The 24,450-nt window shown below is 45.6% G+C and carries 19 protein-coding genes and 3 pseudogenes; 8 read left to right on the forward strand and 14 right to left on the reverse strand.

Going from position 1 to position 24,450, the window contains the following annotated elements; genetic code table 11:
• Positions 1–7: 7 nt before the first annotated feature.
• The 3 genes and pseudogenes from AR383_RS20130 to AR383_RS20135 form a co-directional block, all read right to left on the reverse strand.
• Complete coding sequence (locus tag AR383_RS20130; RefSeq protein ID WP_055734745.1) at positions 8–376, reverse strand: YchJ family protein; 369 nt, start codon at positions 374–376, stop codon at positions 8–10.
• 42 nt (positions 377–418) lie between these two features.
• A pseudogene (locus AR383_RS22740) lies at positions 419–472 on the reverse strand (SEC-C metal-binding domain-containing protein); the annotation flags it as partial.
• Between the two features lie 107 nt (positions 473–579).
• Positions 580–2,046, reverse strand: coding sequence for a DUF3369 domain-containing protein (locus AR383_RS20135; protein ID WP_055734746.1), 1,467 nt, complete (start codon positions 2,044–2,046; stop codon positions 580–582).
• A 136-nt stretch (positions 2,047–2,182) separates the two neighbouring features.
• On the opposite strand from AR383_RS20135, the gene cobT reads away from it, so the two are divergent.
• The 4 genes and pseudogenes from cobT (at position 2,183) to AR383_RS20155 (ending at position 5,023) form a co-directional block, all read left to right on the forward strand.
• Positions 2,183–3,223: a nicotinate-nucleotide--dimethylbenzimidazole phosphoribosyltransferase gene (cobT, locus tag AR383_RS20140; RefSeq protein ID WP_083481715.1), complete on the forward strand. Its 1,041-nt coding sequence runs from the start codon at positions 2,183–2,185 to the stop codon at positions 3,221–3,223.
• Positions 3,216–4,015 (forward strand): annotated as a pseudogene (locus tag AR383_RS20145) (adenosylcobinamide-GDP ribazoletransferase). Before cobT ends, AR383_RS20145 begins: the two are co-directional and overlap by 8 nt.
• Before the next feature lie 5 nt (positions 4,016–4,020).
• Positions 4,021–4,602 carry a histidine phosphatase family protein gene (locus tag AR383_RS20150; protein ID WP_188407456.1) on the forward strand — a complete coding sequence of 194 codons (582 nt, stop codon included), beginning with the start codon at positions 4,021–4,023 and terminating at the stop codon, positions 4,600–4,602.
• A complete protein-coding gene (locus AR383_RS20155; RefSeq protein ID WP_055734749.1) occupies positions 4,583–5,023 on the forward strand; it encodes a lysozyme inhibitor LprI family protein in 441 nt (146 codons plus the stop codon). Before AR383_RS20150 ends, AR383_RS20155 begins: the two co-directional genes overlap by 20 nt.
• Positions 5,024–5,054: 31 nt before the next feature.
• On the opposite strand, the gene AR383_RS20160 is transcribed toward AR383_RS20155, so the two are convergent.
• Complete coding sequence (locus AR383_RS20160) at positions 5,055–6,146, reverse strand: ketoacyl-ACP synthase III (protein WP_055734750.1); 1,092 nt, start codon at positions 6,144–6,146, stop codon at positions 5,055–5,057.
• Between the two features lie 259 nt (positions 6,147–6,405).
• Between AR383_RS20160 and AR383_RS20165 the strand changes: the two genes are divergently transcribed.
• Complete coding sequence (locus AR383_RS20165; RefSeq protein WP_055734751.1) at positions 6,406–6,720, forward strand: hypothetical protein; 315 nt, start codon at positions 6,406–6,408, stop codon at positions 6,718–6,720.
• Between the two features lie 43 nt (positions 6,721–6,763).
• On the opposite strand, the gene AR383_RS20170 is transcribed toward AR383_RS20165, so the two are convergent.
• The 7 genes and pseudogenes from AR383_RS20170 to AR383_RS20195 form a co-directional block, all read right to left on the reverse strand.
• Positions 6,764–8,251 carry a carboxypeptidase M32 gene (locus AR383_RS20170; protein WP_055734752.1) on the reverse strand — a complete coding sequence of 496 codons (1,488 nt, stop codon included), beginning with the start codon at positions 8,249–8,251 and terminating at the stop codon, positions 6,764–6,766.
• 23 nt (positions 8,252–8,274) lie between these two features.
• A complete protein-coding gene (gene smrA / locus AR383_RS20175; protein WP_055734753.1) occupies positions 8,275–8,850 on the reverse strand; it encodes a DNA endonuclease SmrA in 576 nt (191 codons plus the stop codon).
• Positions 8,851–8,922: 72 nt separating this feature from the next.
• A complete protein-coding gene (locus AR383_RS21440; RefSeq protein WP_083481716.1) occupies positions 8,923–9,066 on the reverse strand; it encodes a DUF3149 domain-containing protein in 144 nt (47 codons plus the stop codon).
• 66 nt (positions 9,067–9,132) lie between these two features.
• Positions 9,133–10,007 (reverse strand): annotated as a pseudogene (locus AR383_RS20180) (TraB/GumN family protein).
• Between the two features lie 101 nt (positions 10,008–10,108).
• Positions 10,109–12,133, reverse strand: a complete 2,025-nt coding sequence (locus tag AR383_RS20185; protein ID WP_083481718.1) for a methyl-accepting chemotaxis protein — start codon at positions 12,131–12,133, stop codon at positions 10,109–10,111.
• Positions 12,134–12,322: 189 nt separating this feature from the next.
• Entirely contained in the window at positions 12,323–13,156 is an 834-nt protein-coding gene (locus AR383_RS20190; RefSeq protein WP_229711194.1) for an SDR family oxidoreductase, read from the reverse strand.
• A 465-nt stretch (positions 13,157–13,621) separates the two neighbouring features.
• A complete protein-coding gene (locus AR383_RS20195) occupies positions 13,622–13,840 on the reverse strand; it encodes a DUF1127 domain-containing protein (protein ID WP_055734757.1) in 219 nt (72 codons plus the stop codon).
• Positions 13,841–13,932: 92 nt separating this feature from the next.
• Between AR383_RS20195 and AR383_RS20200 the strand changes: the two genes are divergently transcribed.
• Positions 13,933–14,895 (forward strand): LysR substrate-binding domain-containing protein, encoded by a 963-nt coding sequence (locus AR383_RS20200; protein WP_055734758.1) that lies wholly within the window; start codon positions 13,933–13,935, stop codon positions 14,893–14,895.
• Here the strand turns inward: AR383_RS20200 and AR383_RS20205 are convergent.
• Positions 14,892–15,614, reverse strand: coding sequence for a DUF3108 domain-containing protein (locus AR383_RS20205; protein WP_055734759.1), 723 nt, complete (start codon positions 15,612–15,614; stop codon positions 14,892–14,894). The genes AR383_RS20200 and AR383_RS20205 overlap by 4 nt on opposite strands.
• A 252-nt stretch (positions 15,615–15,866) precedes the next feature.
• On the opposite strand from AR383_RS20205, the gene AR383_RS20210 reads away from it, so the two are divergent.
• Both AR383_RS20210 and AR383_RS20215 read left to right on the forward strand, forming a co-directional pair.
• The gene (locus tag AR383_RS20210) at positions 15,867–17,954 is read left to right on the forward strand and encodes a carboxylesterase family protein (RefSeq protein WP_055734760.1); all 2,088 of its coding nucleotides are present in this window, start codon (positions 15,867–15,869) and stop codon (positions 17,952–17,954) included.
• Between the two features lie 165 nt (positions 17,955–18,119).
• A complete protein-coding gene (locus tag AR383_RS20215; protein ID WP_198150189.1) occupies positions 18,120–19,757 on the forward strand; it encodes a hypothetical protein in 1,638 nt (545 codons plus the stop codon).
• Between the two features lie 714 nt (positions 19,758–20,471).
• On the opposite strand, the gene AR383_RS20220 is transcribed toward AR383_RS20215, so the two are convergent.
• Positions 20,472–21,506 (reverse strand): IS110 family RNA-guided transposase, encoded by a 1,035-nt coding sequence (locus AR383_RS20220; RefSeq protein ID WP_055734565.1) that lies wholly within the window; start codon positions 21,504–21,506, stop codon positions 20,472–20,474.
• Positions 21,507–21,642: 136 nt separating this feature from the next.
• A complete protein-coding gene (gene adhE / locus AR383_RS20225; protein WP_055734762.1) occupies positions 21,643–24,318 on the reverse strand; it encodes a bifunctional acetaldehyde-CoA/alcohol dehydrogenase in 2,676 nt (891 codons plus the stop codon).
• Positions 24,319–24,450 lie beyond the last annotated feature (132 nt).

Consider the following 24,450-nt stretch of genomic DNA (forward strand, 5'->3'; position numbering starts at 1 on the left):
TTTAAAGTTAGGATTTGTTACAGCACTGCTTAAACTTTTTACCGCTGCCACAGGGGCACATTGAATTGCGCTCGAGGGCTTTAGGCGCAAATTCACCATCGGTATAAAACCAGCGCCCTGCGACTTTTTTGAAGTTAGAGCGCTCGTGCAAAATTTGCAGTTGTTGGTTCTCTCGGTAGTAGGCTTTAAACTCAACCATGCCATCTTGGCCATTAACAAAGTCACTACTGAACACAATCGTTAATTTTTCCCACTGTCCTAGATCTTCTGGCTGAGAAGGCACAGGTGGCTCTGCGCCTTGCCGATAGTCTGGATGATGGCTTTGCCAAAGGTAGCGAGCGTTACCCAGTGCAAAGGCACTGTAGCGAGAACGCATTAATTGCTCGCAGCTAACTGGTATTGATGTACCGTCGATAAATGGCTGACAGCAATGCGTAAATTCTACGCCGCTGCCGCAAGGGCAAAGCAACACGGGGATCCCTCAAATTTAATAAAGGCGAAGTGTAGCAAGAAGCAACAAATAAGGCAGCTGTAAATTGCGCAGTTGCCTTAGTTGAAGCCTAACTATGAGGCCTTTTTTTAGTGTTTAACCAAAAATGTGGCTAGTTGTGGGTCTATTCGTTGCCCTGTAGCCTGTTGCAGTTGTTGAGTGAAGTTCGCTTGGTGAGCGTGTTCGGCATAAAACACCGCGAGTGCAACAATACGTGCGTAAAGGTGAATCGTGTCTCCGGCTAAACCTAAAGGCAGGCCACTTCCATCCCAGTTTTCCCTATATTGGTAAGCAACGATGAGTGCATTATTGATTTGTTGCTGGACCGCTGATGATTTTAGATGTTCGGGAAGGGCGTAGTGCTCGGCGATGCATTTCCAGCGCTCTGCGCTTAATAAACTACAGTTTAGCACCACGTCAGGCAGACCTAATTGGCTTAAATCGTAGAACGCAGCCACTTGACTGAGCTGTTCTGCCTCCTCAGAGCTCAAGCCCGCTTGAACAGCAAGTTGTTGAGTTTGTTGCTGCACAATATGCAAGTGTTCATCGCTGGCTGGCGGTTGTTGTATTGCCTGGTAAACCATGTCTAGTAGTTGTAACTGCCCATAGGCCAGTTGGCGTTGTAGCAGGCGGTTTTCCATGCGTATGGCTGTGGCTTGAATATACAGTTCTAAGGGTTCAAATTGAGGGGCTTGGTTTTCTTGCCAACCTTCAACATAAAATAGTAGCGGATGCAGCTGTCCATTAGCCAAATAGAACACACTTTTTCCTTGCTGGTGCACATGCTCGCGTTGCTCTAAGGCTTGGCGCAGCATCGCTTGTATTAGCTGGGGAAAATCCTCCAGTTGACGGCAATCTTGCAGCTCGGCTAGTGTCCCCTGGCTATGCAATACTCGCAATTGACGATGGCATAAAGCTAAAGCGAAACCACTAAGTGCTTGATGGGGGAGCTGTTTAGTTAGCTGCTTCGTTATTTCCTGATAAACACTACTGGCTAAGTGTTGTTCATCATGGCAGTTGGCGACAACGCTAGAGGAATGAATAGCGGCTCGCAGGTTGTTTTGTTGTAGGTGCAATTCGCTAATTTCTTGGTAGGCGCGCAGTGAGGCGCACATTAGCGTATCGAGATTAACATCGCTTAATTCGGTTTTATTTTTATAGTCGCTAACATCATAGCGCCGTATCACTTCTCTAATCGGGGCTAAGCCGGGTTGCCCAGTACGTAAAATCAAGCGAATATCGTGGTTATTAAGGCGTTCGCGAATATCGTCAATCAGTTTGAGTCCAGCATCATCACTTTCCATCACCACATCAACTAGAGCGATAGCTACGTCTGCATGTTGGCGGAGTAATTCAAAGGCTTCTGCCGCATTATAAGCATCGATGAAGCTGAGCTTGCGTTGTTGGTAGGAAAAATTATTAAGGACTAATTTGGTGACGGTGTGCATTTCGCTATCGTCATCGACGATTAGTACTTTCCAGGGACTAGGTTCGCTGGAAAGGCTCTCAATATCATCGTCATCATCAAACAGGAATAGTTCAGAACTATCGCTCATAACAAGCTCCTAACGATTGGTCGGTCCGCATGAGTCAGTATAGTAAATACTGATGTCCTTTCTGATATTTTTCTTAAAAGCGGCCAATAAACAGGTTAAGCTTAGCGCATTGCCAAAATACTGCTAGGAAATTGATTTGCATAACAAATTTATCATCGAGGCGCTAGATGAGGGCTTAGCCGAAGCGCTGATGGAAAAAATTAATTTAAAAACTAAGCCTCCCGGCTCACTCGGCGTGTTGGAGGCTTTGGCTTGCCAACTAGGGCAAATTCAGCAGACCTTGAGTCCCCAAATTTGCCAACCTAAGATGATTGTATTTGCCTCCGACCATGGCATAGCCTTGGAGGGCGTTAGCGCTTTTCCACAAGAGGTAACCGCGCAAATGGTACAAAACTACCTTGCTGGCGGGGCCGCGGTAAATGTGTTTTGTCGCCAACATGCTATTGCGCTTGAAATTGTGGATCTTGGGGTTAAAAACTTGCCAGCGGCTGAAGGCTTGGTGAGTCGCAAGGTTGCCGAATCCACTCAAAGCTTTTTGCAGGCCGATGCGATGACGCCTGCTCAGTGTCAGCAGGCGATATCGGTAGGTGCCGAGCGGGTAAGCTTGGCGGCCAAACAGGGCTCCAATGTGGTCGCCTTTGGTGAAATGGGTATTGCCAATACTGCTAGTGCTGCTGCCGTAATGGCTGGGTGTTTGAATATTGATGTGGCAGAGTGTGTTGGTCGTGGTACCGGGCTAGATGATAAGGGCCTGCAACATAAAACTGCCGTTTTGCAACAGGCTATGGCTTATCATCAAGGTGAGCATACTCCAGAGCAGTGGCTGGCCAAGGTTGGTGGTTTTGAGTTAGCGGCTATGGTTGGCGCAATGTTGCAAGCCGCACAACTACGGATGACTATCATGGTGGACGGTTTTATTTGTTCTGCTGCGGCCTTGGTTGCCAGCCAGATTGCGCCGTTGGTGACCCAATACATGGTGTTTTGCCATCAAAGTGCCGAACAAGCTCATCAACGTTTATTAGATGTGCTAGGTGCTAATCCGCTGTTGGGCCTAGCGCTACGTTTAGGAGAAGGCAGTGGCGCGGCTTTGGCTTTTCCCTTAGTTCAATCGGCATGCTTGTTTTTAAATGAGATGGCTTCTTTTGCCTCTGCTGGAGTGAGTCGTGAACATGACTAAGCGGCTTAGGCAGCAGCTTAATTTGTTGTTTAATGCCTTTAGTTTTTTTAGTCGAATCCCGGTGCCAAAGTCGGTGACATATAGCGGGCAAAGCTTAAGTCAATGTGTCGCTTATTTTCCTCTAGTTGGCTGGATGGTCGCCGCTGTAAATGCAGCAGTGATATGGCTGCTACTGCCAATTTTGGGGCCTGCCCTGGCCATATTATTAGCCATGGTGGTGAGCTGTTGGACTACCGGCGCTTTCCATGAAGATGGCTTTGCCGACTGTTGTGACGGTTTTGGTGGCGGCTATCAACGTGAGCAAATTTTACAAATAATGAAAGACTCACGCCTTGGTACCTATGGGGTGCTGGGGCTGTGCAGTATGCTGGCACTAAAATTTACTGGCTTATTAGGCTTGATAAATGGTTTGGCAATCACTGAGTTTTTACTATTACTATGGTGGGCGCATAGCTTAAGCCGTTGTTCTGCGGTGTTATTGATTTGGCGTATGTCTTATGTGCGTGAAACCAATGAAAATAGCAAAGCTAAGGCAGTGGCTCAGTCGATTGGGCTTAAGGAATTAGCGCTGGCGACGGTGTGGCTACTGCCCCCGCCTTGTTATTATCGACTACTTTGCTTTGGGCTTCGCTGTTGGCTTGCGCCGTGGTGACTTTGTTATGGGCTCGTTATTTGAAGCTGAAGTTGGGCGGTTATACTGGCGATGCGCTTGGGGCTCAACAGCAGCTGAGTGAACTGTTCATCTATTTGAGCGCTTTAGCCATGTTAAATACCGGAGGCTTAGCAGGGTGAGTCGGGTGATATTTATCCGCCATAGCCAGCCTGATATTGCAGATAACTGCTGTTATGGGCAGTTAGACATGGCTGCAGAAGCCACGCAATTAGCGCTGGCGGTGGAAAGACTCGCCCCGTTATTAACCGCCTATCAAGTTGAAAAGATCCTCTCTAGTCCTTTGTTGCGCTGCCGCCAGTTGGCTGAAGCGCTTTATCCAGATGCGACTATTCACTTTTATCCAGAGCTGAAAGAAATCGATTTTGGCCGGTGGGAAGGTTGTAGTTGGCAGCAGATCCCCAGAAATGAGCTTGATGGCTGGGCGAATTCTTTTCTTAATTACCGCTTAGGGGCGGTGGGCGAAACTGTGGCTGAGTTTAATCAGCGAGTGACTGACTTTTGGTTGACGCTGCAACAACAGCTTAATGCCTCTGGCCAGTCGCAAACCTTGCTGTGTTTTTCTCATGCCGGGGTTATTCGCTGTATATTGGGCCAAATACAAGCTTTAGGTTTAGCTGAGTCGAGCCAGTTGCCGCTTAGCATGGGCTCGATAACCAGTATCAAACTTGCCACAGAGGGAGCTCAAATTGAATTTGTTAACCGTTAAGGCTTTTGCGCACTGCCGTTGGCTTATATTACTTGGTACTTATGGGTTGATGAGTTTTCATGCTAGTGCGGCTGCGCAGCAACCTAGCAATGTATGCTGGCAGCAGGCTAGCAGAGCTGAGCTTAACCGCTGCTTAGAGCAAGAACTGGCGACACTTGAGCAACGACAGCAACAATTAGTGTTGCTGCTACAACAACAGGCGGCGGAGCTGGAAGCTATTAGTGAAGGAGCCAAAGGCTTGGGCTTAACTTTAAGCCAAGCCAGCGATGATTTTGAGCGTTTTCGCGATAGCTATTGCCGCTGGGAAATGAAGATGATGGCCAGTGGTAGTGGGGCTGGCAGCCAATACTTGCTATGCAAAATTAAACTCACCGAGAATAACTTAAGCCATTTGCAGCAGTGGCTTAAGCCTTCTCGTTAAAAGCCGCAGAACGGCCGCTAAGTTTAGCCGCTTAGGCCTTTGCGTAAGCTCGTTGGCAGCCTTTAATGGCTGGCTCTAAGAGCTCTAAAGCCGTTTTATCACAAGGGCTTAGCTCTGCACTGCTTGGTTGTAGTGGCGTTACTCGTTGGCCCCAACGAAGCACCGCCGCTCCCCAAGTTAAGCCGGCACCAAATGCTGCTAATAATAAGTTGTCGCCAGGTTTTATACGGCCTTGTTCTAAGGCTTCACAAAGTGCTACTGGAACGGTTGCTGCTGAAGTATTACCGTATTTCTCAATGTTAATCATGATGTTGTCGTACGGGGCTTCAATGCGTTTAGCTAGCGCATCGATGATCCTTAGGTTGGCCTGATGGGGCACAATGAAGTTGAGCTGTGAAGGGGTTACCTCTGCCTGCTTTAATACATTGCTCGCGGCTTCACCCATGCCTTTTACCGCCCGTTTAAATATTTCGGGGCCTTCAAATTGAAAGCTATACAGGGTATCGACGCCGCAGAAGCGAGGGCGGTCGGTGCCGAAATCGGCAATCGATAGGATCTCGCGTTTTTCACTATCACAGCCCAATTTGGCGGCTAAGAATCCGACTTTTTCCGTATCGCTATTGGCTTCTAGAATCACCGCACCCGCGCCGTCACCAAACAACACTGCGGTATCGCGTTTGGTCCAATCCAGTACTTGACTTAAGCGCTCTGCGCCGATCAGTAAAATACGTTTCATGGCGCCACTTTGAATTAGCGCTGCCGCAGTTTGTATACCGTAAACAAAGCCACTGCAGGCGGCGTTCATATCAAATACCGCAGCTTGTTTGGCCTTTAATAGTTGTTGCACTCGGCTGGCTGTACTAGGTACCGTGGTACCGGGTGTGCAAGTACATAAAATAATGGCGTCCAGTTGCTCGGCTTGTAAGCCTGCCGCGGCGAGGGCGTGTAAACCCGCATTAGCGGCTAAATCGGCGAGATCAACATGGGAAATACAGCGCTCTTTAATGCCGGTGCGGCTACTAATCCACTCATCGGATGTGTCGAGAAAAGTGCTTAAATCGTGGTTAGTAAGGCGGGCTGGTGGCATACATTTGCCCCAACCGGTAATTTCGGCATTATACATAGGCTGTATTTTCTCTGGCTGATTTTGCAATGCTTTGGATTATGCCTGATGCATTACAAATAGCAAAACAAGACGAAAAACTAGTCTTAAACTTGTGATTATCGTAGCTTTATTCAAGATACTATAATTAGCGGGTGTTTTAATGATGAACTTGTGTGATAATTAGTCTAATTTGATGGACTTGACCTGAAATTAGTAAGGGCAATTTATGTAACAGGGATGCTTGGTTTTTCTCTGATTTACGTAAAGAAGGTCTGTTATGACTAGTGATGCTCCTCATTTAGGCCCGTGCCTAGCAACGAAGAATAGAACAAAAACGCTCAGTTTTACTGATAATACACGTTTTTTCGAACTAACCGTTGATTTATATGCCGATCCCTTAACCTTGTTGGCCTTTGGTGGCGAGGTTGTGGGTGATGTAGCGCCTAAAAAACATGTGGCGGTGAATGGCCAGATTGATGACATTAAGGGCTTTTTCAAGCAGCAGTTCATTTGGCAGTTTAAGGACATTTGTGAGCTCAGCGGCCAAGAGGCCAGAGCGGTAGATGAGTGGCTGGTATTGAATACTAATTAGCTAAATTGGCGAGGGACAAGGCCAGCGACCTTGTCCGCATCGTTTACAAATAGCGAGAGCGTAAGTGCTGTTGGAAATACGCTGGATTTAAGCTTTCACCGGTGGCTCTTTCGACTAGCTCATCTGTTTCATACAGGCTAGCCTGAGACCAAATATGTTGTTTTAGCCAAGCAAATACGCCACTGTAGTCACCTTTAGCCACCGCATCTGGGGTATCGGGTTTCGCTTTTACTAGTGCGGCGTGGAACTGCGCCGCATACATCGCACCTAGTGAATAGGAAGGGAAGTAGCCAATCAGGCCCGCTGGCCAGTGTACGTCTTGCATGCAGCCATTCTTATCATTGCCTTTCGTCGATAGTCCCAAGTATTGTTGCATTTTTTGATCCCATAACTCAGGAATGTCGGCCACTTTTATCTCTTGATTAATCAAGTCTCGCTCTAACTGGTAACGCAACATAATATGAGCAGGGTAGGTCAGCTCGTCGGCATCTACCCGTATGTAGCCGGGCTTAACGCTAAGGTAGTGCTGCTGCAGTTCGCTAAGTGGCATGTTCTTAGCCTGTGTTAAGTGCTGTTTAACTAAGGGATGTAGCTGTTCTACGAAGGCTTGGCTGCGCCCGAGTTGCATTTCAAAGAATAAGCTTTGGCTCTCGTGGATCCCCATGGAGCGGGCTTGACCCACTGGTAAGTCAACTAAGTCGAGAGGCAGGTTTTGTTCATAACGGGCATGACCAGTTTCGTGAACTATTCCCATTAGTGAGCGAGTAAAATCTTCTTCTTCATAACGGGTGGTAATTCGAACATCGCTGGGCACGCCTCCACAGAAGGGGTGAGCACTTACATCTAAACGACCATGCTTGAAATCAAACTGTAGTTTTTGCATTACCGCTAGACCCAGTTGCTTCTGTTGCTCGCTGGGGAAATTGCCATATTGCTTTAATTTAGGCCAAGAGGCTTGTTTATCTACCACTTCTTGAATTAATTGCGGTAGCCAAGTTTGTAATTCACCAAACACTAGGTCTAAGCGTTGCATTTGCATGCCTGGCTCGTAGAGATCCAGCATGGCATCGTAGCGGCTCAAGCCACTTTTATCGGCGCGGATCTGCGCTTCTTCTATGGCTAATTGCATCACTGCTTGTAAGTTCACTTGAAAGGCTTGCCAGTTATTGGCTTTTCGCTGTTCTCGCCAGGCGTGCTCGCAGCGCGCCGTTGCTAGCGACTTGGCCTTAACCAAATCGGCGGGTAGGGCGGTGCTATTGCGCCAGCTACGTTCCATTTCACGTAATGAGGCTTGTTGAACTGAGGTTAAGTTTTGCGATTTAGCTTGCTCTAGCCATTCTTCAAGTTGAGGCTGAGTTGATTTTTCATGGATGATCACCGCCAGTTCGGCCAGTGCTTCGGCACGCGCCTGATTGCCGCCATCGGGCATCATGGTGGCTTGATCCCAGCTAGTAATAGCGTTTAAGTGGGACAGTTTTGCAAGCTGCTGAAAATGCTGGCTGAGTTGCTGATAAGCATTGGGCTTATTCATAATGGTTCCTTATACTGCTTAGTTTAGGCTAAGCGGCGAGCGTGGCGCTCGCGATTATCAAGTTTTTGTTGCTCATTCTTTTTAAGCAAAACGTAGATGGCTCCACTTCCGCCATGCATGGCTTGGGCACTGTGAATGGCTAGCACTGCATCTATTTGTGGTAGCCACTGACTCACATAACTTTTTAATAGTGCTGGTGGCGCACTATTGTGGCCTTTTCCGGGAATGATCAAGGCACTACGAATGTTGAGTTGCTGGCATTGCTTAATAAAATTAACAATCTCATTTCTAGCCTGTTCTAAGCGAAACTTATGTAAATCTAAAGTAGCTTGAATGGGGTACTTACCTAAGCGTAGCTTTTTAAATACGCCTTGTTGTAAACCGGTCTTTTTAAATGACACGATGTCATCAGGATGAAGTAGCTTAACCTGATCTAGCGAGAGATAATCTTGGGCGGTGGCACGGTGCTGCTCTGCGGCTTGTTGTCTGGCCTGTTTGGCCGCCTCATTTAATGCGGCATTAGCCGACATTACGGCGTCTTGTTTTAGCGGTTTTATTCCGGCAACTTCTTGCTGAAACAGATCAAATTCATCAGACATAAAAGAACTCCTGAACATCGAAGTTCCTTCTTTATAGATGACTGGCGCCAGCGGTGCAACCGCTGAAATAGCTTATTTGTGTGAGTCGTCGCTTTGACGGATTTTTTTAATAAAGTAGTAGCTGTAAAAAATCATAAGGGCGATGGTGCAAGTGATCACCCCTATCGACATTAAACCGATGCTGTTGCCAAATAGTAAATCTAACCAAAGGTCCATGATAGCTGCTCCACTGTATGCCTTAGTTGAGCATAAAACCACCAGCAGAAAACGAATTGATATGGCTCAAAGATGTTTTGGATCGACTTCACGAATTACATAACCCAGCTGTGTAAGCTCGTTGAGTAAGCCTTTTTCGCCATACAGATGCATTGCACCTACAACGACAAAACTGGTGCCGTTTAGTTGAGTGAGCTGGCTGATCCAGTGGCGATTGCGCCGGTATAACAACGCTTCAGAAAGCCATTCTGCATCTTGCTGGAACATGGGGTCGTCTTTGAGTAGCGCAAACAGCTGTTGATTATCCCTTCGTTCCAGTAAGCCACTAATTGTTCGAACACTTGCGGAATATGTTCAAAATCGTCGATGGTTTGCTCGAGTAATGAAGTTTGAATATGGCTTAGCTGCTGAAGGGTAGTCAGCTGCTCGGCAAAGCTTTCTAGCTGATAAATCGGCGTATTGTTATGCCTAGCTTGTTCAATGAAATGCAAATCTAAGCCAAGCTCGGTTTGATAACCTAGATTTTGCATTTGTAGCTGGCTAAGCATGATGGCCACATACCAAGCCTGCATGTTGTCAAACATACTAGGGGAAAGCCCCAATTGTTGGCTAATTTTTGCCAGCTTCTGTTGGTAGTCTGGGCTGATATCGTCGGCTAGAGTGTGGCCGCTTGCTTGTTGAGTGGTTTGCTGTAACAACCTGCGGTCGTTGGTACTTAGGCTGCTGACATCGGTTTCGATCACTAAGCGTTGGCTGCGTTCGAAAGCCTGGATAAAAGTGTCTGGCAGTGGGTAAAACTGTTCGCTGCCGATATGAATAGAGCCAAATAAATAGAGTTGTTGTTGGTTTTTAGTGGCTAGCCAGAGAGAGGGCTCGGCGGCCAATTGGCTACTTGTTAATACCAGTAGTAAGGAGCTAAGGCGGCGCATCCAAGGTTTCATAGTGAGTCCATTGAGCAAGTGATTTATGCAACTTTATCATGCGCATTGGATTCAACCAGCTTAAATTGTGAGTACCATATTTGGGGGGCTAAGTGCGATGCTTAGAATCTGAAACGCGCTATTTTTTGCTGCATCTCTTTCATTACGCTGGCGAGTTTGGCTCCGGTATCGGCCAGCTGTTGTACTCTTGAGGTATTGTCTTCAGAGACTTGGTTGATATTGTCCATGTTCTGGTCTATTTCGTTGGCCACGGCGCCTAACTGCTCAGAAGCGCTGGCGATTTGTTCATTCATGCTGGTGATGGTGCTAACCGACTGTTTTACGCCAGACAGGGCCTCGTCTACTAAGCTGACTTGGGCAACACCGTTTTGGGCTAAGCCAGCCGTTTCACCAATTACCTCAACGGCTTGATGGGAACCTTGTTGCAAGCCTGAAATTATCTCGGTGATTTGTTGGGTTGATTGTTGGGTGCGTTGAGCAAGGGAGCGAACTTCATCCGCTACCACAGCAAAACCGCGGCCTTGCTCTCCCGCTCGGGCGGCTTCTATTGCCGCATTGAGTGCCAATAAATTGGTTTGTTCGGCAATACTGCCTATTACCTCAACCACGGTGCCTACTTGTTCACTGCGTTCACTTAAGGAGTCGATGACTTCGGTGACCTTGGTCACTTCATTGGCTAGGTTTTCAATTGTTGCTACCGCTTGCTGTACCGTATGACGTCCATTCTCTGCTAATTGATCTGCTTGTTCGGCTGCATTGGCTGCTTGTTGGGCATTTTCGGCTACCGAATTTACCGTTGCCGACATTTCGGTGATCGCTGTAGCGGCTTGGGCGGTTTCTGCTTGTTGTTGCTCCACTCCATGCTTAGTTTGTTCCGATACTGAGATAATGCTTGTGACCGCTTGTTGGGCTTGCGAACTTGATACCGAAACATCGCTAATCAGTGTTTTTAAATGGCTGTTCATGGTTTGCAAGGCGCCGCTCAGTTGGCCAATTTCATCTTTACTCTGACTCTGTATGGTTTGACTTAAATCGCCTTGGGCGATGGCGCGCGAGAAGCCCAGTGCCGTGTTGAGCTCTGCTATCATTTTTGAGGACAACCACAAGGCAAGCATAATACTAACGATCACTGAAATAACGATTAGGATAGAAAGGTTAATTATTGCGCTGTTTCTTTGGTGATTGATGTTTTGCATCGCATGTTGCATGGATTGCTGCACGGTTGTTTCGGCATTGTCAGCTTGCATAATAAAATGAGCAAAGGCTTGGTCGAATTGTTCAGTTAATTGCTCCGATTGTTGGGTTTGTGCTAGATAAGTATCGAGTCGATGTTGTGAGGTGGCAATGAAGGCTTTTAGTTGAGTAAGCAGTTTGCTTTTGTCGACGGCGGGACTCGCGCTCGCTTTCGAGATGGCTTGTTCGGCTTGATGAAAATTTGTCAATATACTCTCGGGAGTGTTTTCATCATCTCCCGAGAGGCGCTCTTCTAAAAACAGGTGACCATTTGCCAAGAGATAGCGTGCATCACCGAGCAAGTTAACATTTTTCAATAGAAACTGTTGTTTTGACAGTTCTTTCCAATCGACTAAGACGGTTTGTAGCTGCTCGTAGAGTTGATCAAATTGTTGATCTTCACTGCTGCCTGCCGATGTGGAGTTTGCATAATTTTGGTAGCGTTGCTGCGCTACTTGGGTAAATACTTCAATATCTTTAATGACTTCCAGCATTGATTGCCTCACTTGGGGATCGCTGCTGGCGATGAAGTCGCCTTCGTCGTTACTTCCGCCGTCTAATAGTGCTTTGGCATACCAATGGGCTTGTTCGAGAAGAGACCAAACTTGTGTAATATTTTTTTTGCTTTCGCCACTAATGATATCTTTAAACAGCAGGTGGGCTTCGGTGGCCTGTAGCTTTATCTCCATCGTGGCATCAACTTGAGGAGCGAAGGTCATACCGGCATTTTTTCCAGATTCTCCCACTTGGTTAATGTATTTAAGACCAATCATGCCGCAACTAATAATGAGTAAGGTGAGTAATAAGGAGAAGAATAGGAATTTGCCACGTAAAGAATGGTGAGTGGCTACTTTTTCGGTGGCGGGCTTAGTGGCGGACATCGTTATAGTCATTCCTCATCTCTGCCTTAGCTCATATGGCATAGTCATTAGCAATTAAAGCCTTATTATTTATAAGGTTATGGCTTAATTTTAGGGCTGAAGGGTGTTTTTACAGTGTAGTATAAATGTTGCTAATGTGTTGCGAGCAGGCTTGTTTGGTGAGTATTGGCCAGTGAGCTATATGTCCCCAGCCATGCTGGTTTAGCTTTTCTTTAAGATGGCATCCAATAATGAGACCGGTAATATGCGGCGTAAATAGGCAAACAAATGAGTAGGAAAGGTGACGTAGTAACGTGCTTTGGGGCGAGGTGACTCGATGGCGTGTAATAGGGCTTTATATACGGCGCTAGGAGGGAGCGTGAAACGGGTGCTGGGGCCTTCCTTATCCAAGCGCTGTAAGGTGTTTTGGTAAGCACTATGGTGGCGAGACTGCTCGACCTTAACATGTTCTAAAAATGCTGCTTTGGCATTTTGTCTAAAGGCGCTGGTAATGGGGCCTGGCTCGATTAGTGATACCTGTATTGGAGTATCGGCTAACTCTAAACGGAGCGTATCTGTGTAGCCTTCAATTGCAAACTTACTGGCGTTGTATGCGCCGCGATATTTCATGGCAACTAGACCTAATACCGAGCTGTTTTGAATAATTTTACCCTGCTGTCGCGCCAACATATGGGCGAGGGCGATTCGGCTTAAATGATGCCAGCCAAAGAAATTACTGTCGAACTGTTGGCGTAGTGCCTGCGTGGGCAGATCTTCTAAAGCGCCGGGCTGACCATAAGCACCATTATTGAATAACACATCGATTTTTCCTTCAGCCAGCTTTAAGGCTTGTTGCCAGCCTTGTTCAATAGAACTCTCAGAGGCTAAATCCAGCTGAATCGCTGGCAGTCCAGTTTGTTGCAGTCTTTCTACATCGCTTAGTTGGCGACAAGAAGCGATTACTCGGTGGCCTCGTTGCTGCAGTTGGCTAGCACAATAGAGTCCAATGCCGCTGCTACAGCCGGTAATCAGGATGGTTTTAAAGGAAGGGTTCAAGCTATGTCCTGTATTGTTTGTCATAAGGGCTTATTAAGCCCTTGATTTTCAATTTGTCTTAATAAGTGACTAATGTTGAATGAACTAGTGATTTAGTGCAAATTGATTACGCCTATTGGCTGTGTTTTTATCTGGCTGTGAGGGGGACCGCCTTGTCTTATTTTGGAAGTTGCTAGTCGCGGTGTTTTGTCGTTAAGCAAAGAGATATTGAGTTGACAGGCGGCTTTGGGAACAAATTTACAACCCAGATTGGCAGAGAGCTTTTCGACGCCTTTTGGTATGCGTTTGGCGTTTAGCTGAAGAGCGAGCAGTTGACTGATTATGCTTGAACCTAAGCACAAAAATCGATTAGCGGGCATCAACATGAATAATGAAAGCGGGCGCTCACTTCTGTGCTTTCATTATTCATGGATGCTCGCTTTTGCACTAAGGCTTGGTAAAAGGTAACTAATGTCATCTTTTTAGCTATTTTTGCCAGAAAGGCTTAGTGGCTTCATGTTGCGCTTCTGCGCGTGTTACTCCAATGTCTTTTAATAAGTAGTCGGGCAAGCTGGCAAGAGTTCGCCGAGTTTTTCGTCTTAGCATCAGTTCGCTTAACCCACAGATAGATTTGGCTAACTTTAGTTTAAGTAACTCGAATGCATTGTTATCAGTTTTGTTGGTATGTTGACAGATAGTATTCATAGTAGTTCTCCTTGTTGAGGGTTTAAAAATTAACCCTTAATGAGCTAAACTGACAAACGATGAAAATTGACACTGAGTTAAGGAAAACTTAAGTGAGTGAGCGCATGCCACCCTTACAAGGGCTTTATTATTTTTATATGGCTGCCGAACTAGGTAGTTTTAAAGCCGCCGCGGCTCGCTTGTATGTGAGTGCTGCGGCTATGAGTCAGCAAATTCGCCAGTTGGAAGAGCGCATGGAACTGCGCCTGTTTGAGCGGCAACATCGAAAAGTTGTTCTCACTGCCGAAGGTCAAATTCTTTATCACTACACTCAGCAGGCATTTCGTCAGCTACAAGATGGAGTTCGCCAGCTTAGCCAAGATCCCGAACCCAATAGCTTGTCGTTGTCGGTATTGCCATCTTTTGCACAACATTGGCTAGTGCCTCGTTTGGGGGAGTTTAGTCAGCAGCACCCAGAGTTATCGGTAATGTTAATGCCTAAAGATAGCTTGGTTGATTTTCGCCAAGAGCGAGTTGACCTGTGTGTGCGCTACGGTAAAGGGCAGTACCCAGATTTACAGTCGATAAAGCTGATGGACGATCACCTTTATCCGGTGTGTCACCCACTGTATTTACAACAGCATCCTAGCTTGTCTTTGAATGACTTGAGTTCAAATACTCTCATTGAAGATACAAGGCCTGACATGGATTGGCAGTATTGGTTGAAATTGGCGGGTTTTGACCATCGTAAGGCGAAAGCCAGTTTGAAATATCAGGGTACACATATGGTGATTGAAGGCGCTTTAGCAGTACAAGGCATCGCTTTGGTTCGCCACAGTTTGGCTTGGAGATATATTCAGCAAGGTTTGTTGATTAAACTGGCTAAGGTCGAGGTAAAACCACCATACAGTTACTATTTGGTGGCACCAGAGCCGTATTTTAACCGTGATAAAATTAAACAGTTTAACGCTTGGATAAGCCAACAAGCGCTAGAGTTTTGGGCTGAAAGCGAATCGCAACGCCAACAAAGCCTGATTATAGATGCCCAACAACAGGGCGGTTGCGGTGAAAGCTAGGGCGCGGTTTGCGCTAGTTGGGAGTCTGCTTTAATGTCGATGCGAGTCGCTTCCAAACTTGCCCACGTACTGCCGTTACGTACTATTTCAGCTTTAATTAATTGATAATCTAGCTCGGGTGCCAACCATAACCAAGTGCTGCGGTTGTCGCCTTTTTTTTGTTCAATTTTAAGCGTGTCAAAGGTACCTAAACCGGTGGTAATAGCCTCTTCGGCAATTACATGAAAACGATAGTTGTCTACTTCATCGATAACGTTGTAATAGTAATGAAGATCGGTGAGGCCTTTCTTTAAATCATTTTGTAGTTGCACCGAAAAACCTGCGGCATCAAGCAGTTGATGAACGTTTTCTGGAGCTTCGAAATGGTGGTGTGTACCGTCGACTTGAACAATTAGTCCACCATTTCTGTCGGGGTGGCCGATGGCTTGCAGGCTACTAAATAAGCCTTCCTGCTTATGCACAAAGCCTAAGCTTTTTACATTGCCCTGATAATAGGTGAAGCGTGAAGTATCGTCGTACTTAAGCCCACCGGCGAGTGCCGTAGCGGTGCTTCTAATCTGATAAATGTTATTGCCCAAATCCAACAATTGCCGATAGCCTTTGGCTAGAGGAATACCTTTAAAATCAGCTTGGTATTCAGCCTCAAAAGGAAGGATTTGGCTGTATCCGGAAGTGCTAAAACATAGCCAACAAACAGTAACAAATTTTAATAAGCGCATAATACAGACTCATTGTGCAACTATAAGATTATAGTCTCTAACAGGGCCCGAAGCAGTGTAGCGTTTCCAAATATTAGTACGCAAGTACTTAATAATGCCTTTCTATAGCTAGATTTATTTTATGAAATGGATTCTTTCTTAAATAAATATATTTCAAAGGTAATCTCTCTCTCGAAGCGACTACACTTAACTAGTTTTAGGCCTATTACTAGTTTGTTAATGGTGGCTTTCAAGTAGATAAAGAGGTTGTATATGAAATGGAAGTTGTATGCATCATGTGTATTTGCTGGCCTTTTGCTTAGCGCCTGTAGTGATGATAGCTCAAGTCTTAGATTTACTCCGGATCCCTCTCCTGAAGTTCCTGGTGACGAAACTGTCGAATTTCGCGCAGGTGGGGTTGATTTACTCGCCGTTAAGCAAGAGATAGAGGTGACGGCCTTAGATGGTCTGCAAACTTCTCGCACTGTTGAAGCGATTAAGGGCATTCCCTATGCCCATGCTGAGCGCTTTGAGCATAGTCAAGTGTTACCCATGACCAGCTTAGCGGCATTAAGCCAACCAGTTGATGCCACTAAATTCGGGGATGTTTGTCCGCAGCCAGAAACCGAGCTACCAAATTCAGAAGCCTGTTTAAATTTAAACATTTGGCGTCCCTCTGGCACTTCTGCCTCAGATAGCTTACCGGTTTATGTATATATCCATGGTGGGTCGTTTGAAGTGGGTTCTGGTCAGGCGGCGGATATTATTCCCGATGTGGTGGTGGCTCAAAGTATCTTAGATACCGATAAGGGCGAGCGCAGCAGTCCTTTTATAGCGGTGACCTTTAACTATCGTCTTGGTTTGTTGGGGAGTTTATGGATTGACGATAGCGGCGATACCAAGGGTGGAAACTTTGGTATTGGTGACCAAAAGCGCGCACTCCAGTGGGTTAATGAGTACATTAAGTACTTTGGTGGTAATCCCGATGATGTGACGGTATTTGGTCAAGGCGCTGGTGCTACCTCTATTAGTGTATTACAGCAAACGCCCGATCCGGCTCTAGACACCTTAGGTGAGGATGATGTAGCTGGCGTCTACTTTCACAAAGCAATAATGCAGAGCTTACCGTTTGGCTTGCCGTTTCGTAGTTATGAACTTGCGGAAAGAGGTTCAGTTAGTGTGGAGGATGCCCTTGCTGAATTGTTCCCTGACAGAGAACTCAGCGAGCTCACTATCGCCGAGTTGTTAGAGCTGCAGGCAAAAGTTAAATCAGAGCTTACTGGTCGTTTATTTGGCTTGCCTGATGGCTTGATTGAAGAGCTGGTGAGTGATGTATTAGACGGCATTGACGCCGGTGATGATATGGCAGTGATAGGGGCACGTTTGGCCTTGAAATATGGGGCTGACATTGCTGGCATTGAACCACGAGCTAAGATGTTGGCGTTTGCGCCTTATCTTGAAAGTCACAGTGAGTGTATTCGTGAAGGTATTTTAGGCTGTAGAGAGTATGCCGATTACTTGGGTTACCATGTCAGCGAACAAGCGATTGATAGTGACTTGAAGGTGCCCTCGGTCGTGGGCTTTAATAGCGATGATTCAAACTCATACACTGCAGCTTTTAAAATTCCCTTTGTGATTAACCTTGAAATTGCCGGCGCTAATCTGCTGGATATTATTATGTCTTTGTTGGGTAGCGCGGTATTACCGGCTGGCATCGATGACTTTATCCCTTATAGCGATGACAGCATTAATATTCCAGTGTATGCGATTTTGTCATCGATTATTCATCTAGACCATACTTCAGCTTTAGACCTACAAGATTTTACGCCAGTAAATGATGATACCAACCTAGCTGGCGTTACCGAGAATATGAGCAAGTTCAACGCATTAAATAATGAGCTGATATTTAAGTGTGCCGCTAGGGATTACGTGCAACGCAATGCCGATAATGGCTTAGCGACGCTTTACCATTTCGATTATCAAGCGAGTTTTAATACCAATGTGGTGGACGATTCGTTTTTCGGCACTTTGGGTAATTTAAGTTGTTTTGGCGGCAAACCTTGTAATAAAGCCGAGGTGCCTTTTATCTTTAATCGCTTATACAACGAGCGTGGCACCGAAATTGTGCCAAGCGAAAAAGATAAAGACTTAATGAAAACCGTGTCGCGCCTGTGGTTTAGCGAAGCCCTTTTCCAAGATTACATTTATAACTCAACCACAGATAACGTATTAATGGTGCGAAATGTCACTGTGGATGCACAAGAGCAAGGCGAAGTGGCCACCGTCAACGATTGGGAAAGTAGTGTGAATGCAGGGGTTGACCCCGATGCCATGGCGGGGATCTGTGAAGCGATTTATTAGCATTGCTTAGTGCTAAAAACACGTTTTGAGATTTAGTTTTATTGGGCTTAAGTCTAGTTAGCTGGCAAATTTATCCACGGAGGGTATATGGTGTTGTCATCATATCTACATAAAAAAATATACTTGGCTATGATAGCCAAAGTCACCGCTATTTGTCTGACGACAATGTTTTTATTACTGGCTGCGCCTTTAAGAGCGGAGCAAAGCACTAACGACACCAATGTCGATGTGTTTAAGCAATATGGTATCCCCAAGGAACTACCCAAATTTGGCTTGAGCTCTTTAAGTCAAGGTGATCACATCGTTGAACATGTACTTAAAGATGTCACGGTGGGGGAGGAGACTTCTGAATCGAGCTTCTTTCTCGTGCAAAGCACGGATAAAAAAGGAAATATTGATTTACGAATCAAATATTTTGAGGATGATATTGATGGCGAAGGGGACGAACCTACTTTAAATGAAAGCAATTCTTTAAGTTCTATAGAAAATTTGACGAAGACAGAATATAAGCTGCGTCAATATGCCGAAAGCTTCGACCGTTCAACAGTTAAAGTGACAGAAGTTGACGAGCGTACCGTATTAGTTTCCTTCCAGTATTCCAAATATGCGCTACCGCAAGATATAGCCTACTTTCGTTTCATGCATGTGCAAATTAAAGTGCTGGAAGGCCAACCTGTGGCGATGACTATCACCAATAGTCAGCCCTTTGAATATGGAAAATATCAGGTTGAACAATATCAGCAAGCCATCGTGTTCGATAACCTTGCCGATGGTCGGATCATTGTTAAAAGTAAAGTGGTGACTGCTACAGGCTCTTTCAAATCTAAACCCGCTAGTTTGAAGGTAGTTGTTACTCCAGTGGCGTTCTACGATGATGTTTTAGGCACTGTTGTTCAAGATGATGAGAAACTTAATTATGTTTCTGATCCTCGTATCTTAGAAAAACGGGTTAATGTGGACCGAATTTTTCCATTTATGGGGGATTTAGTTCGTCGACAAGGTATCGATCTGCCTTTACCTTACGGCATTTCAGTGGCTTACCGTAATCAGCAGATGAACTTTGGCTTTTCATCTTTTGATTTAGGTTTAGGTTCGCTGGGCATGGTGAATCTAGACAAGGATTTTGATCCGGATAAGAGTTTTGCCGAGGTGACTGCTGAAAGTTTCAGTTTGCGTGGTGATGTTTACATCTTACCTTTTTGGAACGTCTATGGCCTCTTAGGTAAAGTGAAGGTTACCGCCGAGATTGACGCCGACTACACCGCTAATACCATGAATGAGGTTAAGGATACGTTAAATAGTCGCGTTCCGGGTTTAGGTACTGGTGTGTGTAATACTTTGGCGGAAAATGGTCTGCCGTTTTGTGATGCTGGCCGCTTAAGGGTACCACTGAATTTAGATTATGATGTAGTGGGCTTAGGCACCACTCTAGCCGTTGGCTATCGTGAATATTTTGCCTCGTTAAATATGACTTGGGCTGCAACGCGTTTAGAGGGGCTGAATGACTGGGGTGACACCTTGTTTTCTGCGCAACCAATGCTGGGGTATCAGTTTGTCGACTATCGTGCCCAGTTCTTAATTGGCGCCGAGTACCAAGCGTTAGATGCGAAAATGACCGGCAGCTTAGGTAACGTTGACGCTTTAAATGGTGAGTTTCTTTACGACATTGGGGTTAAACTCAATTCATGGGCCTACTTGATTGGCTTTAATAAGCAGCTTGGCAAGCACTACAATATCACAGCGCTTTATAATAAAGGTGAAACTCGAGATGCTGTGACCTTGAGTTTTGGTTACCGCTTTTAATTAGCTTATTTGTACTGGGAAGGGAGCGAGTCGCTCCCTTTTTTTGTCTTTAATGTTGTTGCTTACATTTCCTCTTTCTTATTTCTACCTTTTTTAGCGAGCTCTACCTAAGCTAAGCCTGTGTTGGCTTTAATTGCCGTGGTGGGGCTAAGCGAGTGTTCCGCTATAGCACAAGGCGATCCAATTCGCTTCTAGCATCAAACTGTTTAGCGCTAAGGTTTAGGAGCTAAGCGTATTCAGCAGCCGTTTAAACGCGGTGATTCAAATACCTTGAATTCTCATTTACAGATTGCTGCGGTGGCGCAATAGAGTAGGGCGAGGTATGGCGGTAAGCCTAAGAAGCCACTGTCATCTTGCAATGGTGAATGGATATGAGCCGCTAAGTTTAAGGGTATAAAACTCATGCTGATGGAGAGGGGCTTTGAGAAAGTGCTAAGGGAAGGCTTAAAGCATTAACAAGGTAAGCGATAAAGCGGCTTAGCGAGTTTGATCTAGGCATAAAAATGTATGGTCCGCCTCGTTATTGCAATGATAATTTTCGATAACGGGGTTGGTTATGCGCTAATGTATTCGGAGTCTAATTAGGCGCTCTCGCCACCTGCTCCACGATGAGTTCCGCGCTGGATTATCCTCAAAAAAGCCGAAAGCTTTTATAAGCTGTTTTTTATGTCAGGTTTTAATCCAGTGGTTCTACCGTTTTCGTCATCTCTATTCTCATTGCAAACTCGGTGCTAACGCCTTACTGTTAAATGCTTGTTTCGTCTTCATGACTGCCCAGGCTATTCGGGCAAGCTTGTTAGCCAATGCAACGGTGACAACATTAAATGGCTTAGTCGCTCGCAAGTTTATCAGCCACTCCCCATAAACCTTACCTGTCTTATCCGGCCTCGACATCACGGCTCTGGCGGCATGAATAAACAAGGTTCGAAGTGCTTTGTTACCTCGCTTACTTATTCCTAATAATTTGGGCTTACCACCTGTTGAGTATTGCGCTGGAATAAGTCCTAACCACGCTGCCATGTTTCTACCGTTTTTAAAATCAGTAGCACTGCTGATGTTGGCAAGACAAAGACTTGCTGTCATATCTCCAATACCCGGTATGGTTTTCAGGAGTTGACCTATCGAGTTCGTTTCAACCAGTTGCTTTAGCTTTTTATCTTGTTTCTCAATGTTGCCATTGAGAAACAGGTAATACTCATGCAGCTCCATTAGCTCTTGCATGAGTAACATTGGCAGCACCTGCCTTTGCTGAGCAAGCCAGTTGAACAGTTGCTTCATCACGCTATGGCCTGTAGGAAGAGCAATACCAAACTCCAGCAGTAATGAACCGATGCGGGACATGCAGGCCGTTCGGTCTTTGATATAGCCGTGTCTCGCCTTATGAATTGCTGAAATAACTTGAGCTTCTTCTGACTTTACGCTGACAAAGCGCATATTAGGTCTTATTGATGCTTCACATATGGCCTCTGCATCAATGAAGTCATTCTTATTACTTTTAACAAAGGGCTTTACATATTGCGGAGGGATTAATCTGACTTTATGTCCCATCAACTCACATTGCCTGCCAAGCCAATGCGCACCGCCACAAGCTTCGAAAGCAATGGTGCAGGGCTTTAATTGGTGAAGATAGTGAACTAATGCTGAACGAGAAAACTTTTTACGGATAACTTGGTTATCAGAATAATCACGGCCTATCACGTGAAAAGATGATTTGCCTAAATCGATACCAAGAACTTTAATTGTAGACATGATGGTTCGCCTCTTTGTTTGCCAAACTCTAAGACTAGCTTAGAGGTGAGGCGGACCATCTAATTAAACCGAAGCCTACAGAGACTTCGGTTTTTAAAGCTTGCTAGCTAATCATCTTAGCTAGCGAGTCATGCTGTTAAGCTTTAGACTTTGTCGCTTTTTTTACAGCTGGTTTTTTAGCCACTTCTTTGGCTAATGCGTCAGCACTGTCTGGACCTTCGGTGTATGGGCGACCGTAGTAAGAATCAAGTAGAACTTGTTTAAGTTCGCTGATTAATGGGTAACGTGGGTTAGCACCAGTACATTGGTCGTCGAACGCGTCTACCGCTAGTTCGTCAACTTTAGCTAGGAAGTCAGCTTCGTTCACGCCTGCATCTTTAATAGATAGAGGAATGTTCAATGCTACTTTCAACTCTTCTAACCAAGTTAGTAGGGCATTTAGTTTCGCTTCGGTGTTACCTTCACGGAAACCTAAGTGCTCAGCTACTTCTGCGTAACGAGCGCGTGCTTTAGGACGGTCGTATTGAGAGAACGCAGTTTGTTTAGTTGGCGTATTAGTTGCGTTGTAACGAATCACGTTGGTTAGCAATAAAGCGTTAGCTAAACCGTGTGGTACGTGGAACTCAGCACCTAGTTTGTGAGCCATTGAGTGACAAACACCTAGGAAAGAGTTAGCAAATGCGATACCAGCGATGGTTGCAGCGTTGTGTACTTTTTCACGAGCGATTGGGTCAGCTTTACCATTCTCGTAAGAGCTTGGTAGGTACTCTTTTAGCATCTTAAGTGCTTGTAGAGCTTGACCGTCTGAGTATTCGTTAGCTAGTACAGAAACGTAAGCTTCCATAGCGTGAGTAACCGCATCGTAACCACCGAAGGCACATAGTGACTTAGGCATATCCATTACTAGGTTAGCGTCAACTACCGCCATGTTTGGAGTTAGTTCGTAATCCGCTAGTGGGTATTTTTGACCAGTCTTGTCGTCAGTTACCACCGCGAAAGGTGTTACTTCAGAACCGGTACCTGAAGTAGTAGTAATACATACTAGTTCAGCTTTTGAACCCATTTTAGGGAACTTGTAAATACGTTTACGGATGTCCATAAAGCGCATAGATAGGTCTGCGAAATCTGTTTCTGGGTGCTCGTACATTACCCACATGATTTTCGCTGCATCCATTGGTGAACCACCACCAACAGCTAGAATTACGTCTGGTTGGTAGCTGTGACACGCTGCTGCGCCTTTTTCTACGATAGAAAGTGTTGGGTCAGCTGCAACATCATGGAATACTTCTACTTCCATACCTTTATCTTTAAGGATGGCGCGTAGGTCATCGATGTAACCGTTATTGAACAAGAAGCTGTCGGTAACGATCATCGCGCGTTTCTTGCCATCTAAGTCGTCCATTGCTACAGGAAGTGAGCCACGACGGAAGTAGATAGATTTTGGTAGTTTATGCCACAACATATTTTCAGCTCGCTTAGCAACAATTTTCTTATTGATTAGGTGCTTAGGACCTACGTTTTCAGAAATCGCGTTACCACCCCAAGAACCACAACCTAGAGTTAATGAAGGTGCTAATTCGAAGTTGTAAAGGTCACCAATACCACCGTGTGAAGAAGGCGTATTAATAAGAATACGCGCAGTCTTCATTTTGTCACCGAAGTAAGCAATGCGATCTGCATTTGCGTCTTGGTCGGTGTAAAGTACAGATGTGTGACCAACACCACCGATATCTAAAACGATACCCGCTTGACGAACAGCGTCTTCAAAGTCTTTAGCTTTGTATACACCTAGGGTTGGAGATAGTTTCTCGTGAGAGAACTCATCATCGTAAGAGGCTTCTAGGCCTTCACCGATAAGGATCTTAGTGGCTTTAGGAACCGTTACGCCTGCAAGCTCAGCAATTTTGTATGCTGGTTGACCAACGATTTTCGCGTTAAGCGCGCCGTCAATCATCAGTACTTTACGTACTTTGTCTGCGTCTGCTTTGCTTAGTACAGCTGCGCCGTATTTAGCAAAGCGAGCGATAACTTCATCGTACTTAGACTCAACGATAATGGCAGCTTGCTCAGAAGCACAGATAACGCCGTTATCGAAAGTTTTAGACATTAGAATTGAAGAAACAGCACGTTTAACGTCAGCAGTTTCGTCAATAACTACAGGTGTGTTACCCGCACCTACACCAATTGCAGGCTTACCTGAAGAGTAAGCAGCTTTAACCATGCCTGGACCACCAGTTGCAAGGATAAGAGCGATATCGTCGTGCTTCATTAGTGCGTTTGAAAGCTCTACAGAAGGTTGGTCAATCCAGCCAATGATGTCTTTTGGCGCACCGGCAGCTACTGCTGCATCTAGTACTAATTTAGCTGCGAAGTTAGTCGCGTTTTTAGCACGTGGGTGTGGAGAGAAAATACAACCGTTGCGTGTTTTAAGGCTGATAAGCGCTTTAAAGATAGCAGTAGAGGTTGGGTTGGTGGTGGGTACGATGGCACAAACGATACCTACTGGTTCAGCGATAGTAATAGTACCGCCTTCGTCGTTGCGCTCGATAACGCCACAAGTCAAAGTATCTTTATATTTGTTGTAAATGAACTCAGAAGCGAAGTGGTTTTTGATCACTTTGTCTTCCATAATGCCCATGCCAGACTCTTCAGCGGCCATGCGAGCTAGTTCAATACGTGCTGTAGAAGCAGCGAGTGACGCAGCGCGGAAAATTTTGTCCACTTGCTCTTGGCTGTAAGAAGCGAATTCAGCTTGCGCTGCTTTCACTCGTGCAACCATTGCGTTTAACTCATCAATATTACCTACAGGCATCCTGTTCTCCTCATTTAAACTAAAACTAATTAGTAAACCTACACTGAATGTTTAACCGCCAAAGTATAGTCTGTAATTTACCGTGCGATTGGTTTAGTAATTAACTTTCGCTGGCAATTATAGGTAGCCCTT

Origin of the sequence: Agarivorans gilvus, from assembly GCF_001420915.1 — a bacterium.
GTDB lineage: Bacteria > Pseudomonadota > Gammaproteobacteria > Enterobacterales > Celerinatantimonadaceae > Agarivorans > Agarivorans gilvus.

Coding starts and splice junctions, on each gene's coding strand:
- AR383_RS20185 (WP_083481718.1), bottom strand. CDS start 12,133: ATGACTATAACGATGTCCGCCACTAAGCCCGCCACCGAAAAAGTAGCC.
- AR383_RS20195 (WP_055734757.1), bottom strand. CDS start 13,840: ATGAATACTATCTGTCAACATACCAACAAAACTGATAACAATGCATTC.
- AR383_RS20130 (WP_055734745.1), bottom strand. CDS start 376: ATGCGTTCTCGCTACAGTGCCTTTGCACTGGGTAACGCTCGCTACCTT.
- AR383_RS21440 (WP_083481716.1), bottom strand. CDS start 9,066: ATGGACCTTTGGTTAGATTTACTATTTGGCAACAGCATCGGTTTAATG.
- smrA (WP_055734753.1), bottom strand. CDS start 8,850: ATGTCTGATGAATTTGATCTGTTTCAGCAAGAAGTTGCCGGAATAAAA.
- AR383_RS20170 (WP_055734752.1), bottom strand. CDS start 8,251: ATGAATAAGCCCAATGCTTATCAGCAACTCAGCCAGCATTTTCAGCAG.
- AR383_RS20135 (WP_055734746.1), bottom strand. CDS start 2,046: ATGAGCGATAGTTCTGAACTATTCCTGTTTGATGATGACGATGATATT.
- AR383_RS20210 (WP_055734760.1), top strand. CDS start 15,867: ATGAAATGGAAGTTGTATGCATCATGTGTATTTGCTGGCCTTTTGCTT.
- adhE (WP_055734762.1), bottom strand. CDS start 24,318: ATGCCTGTAGGTAATATTGATGAGTTAAACGCAATGGTTGCACGAGTG.
- AR383_RS20220 (WP_055734565.1), bottom strand. CDS start 21,506: ATGTCTACAATTAAAGTTCTTGGTATCGATTTAGGCAAATCATCTTTT.
- AR383_RS20160 (WP_055734750.1), bottom strand. CDS start 6,146: ATGTATAATGCCGAAATTACCGGTTGGGGCAAATGTATGCCACCAGCC.
- AR383_RS20165 (WP_055734751.1), top strand. CDS start 6,406: ATGACTAGTGATGCTCCTCATTTAGGCCCGTGCCTAGCAACGAAGAAT.
- AR383_RS20215 (WP_198150189.1), top strand. CDS start 18,120: ATGTTTTTATTACTGGCTGCGCCTTTAAGAGCGGAGCAAAGCACTAAC.
- AR383_RS20205 (WP_055734759.1), bottom strand. CDS start 15,614: ATGCGCTTATTAAAATTTGTTACTGTTTGTTGGCTATGTTTTAGCACT.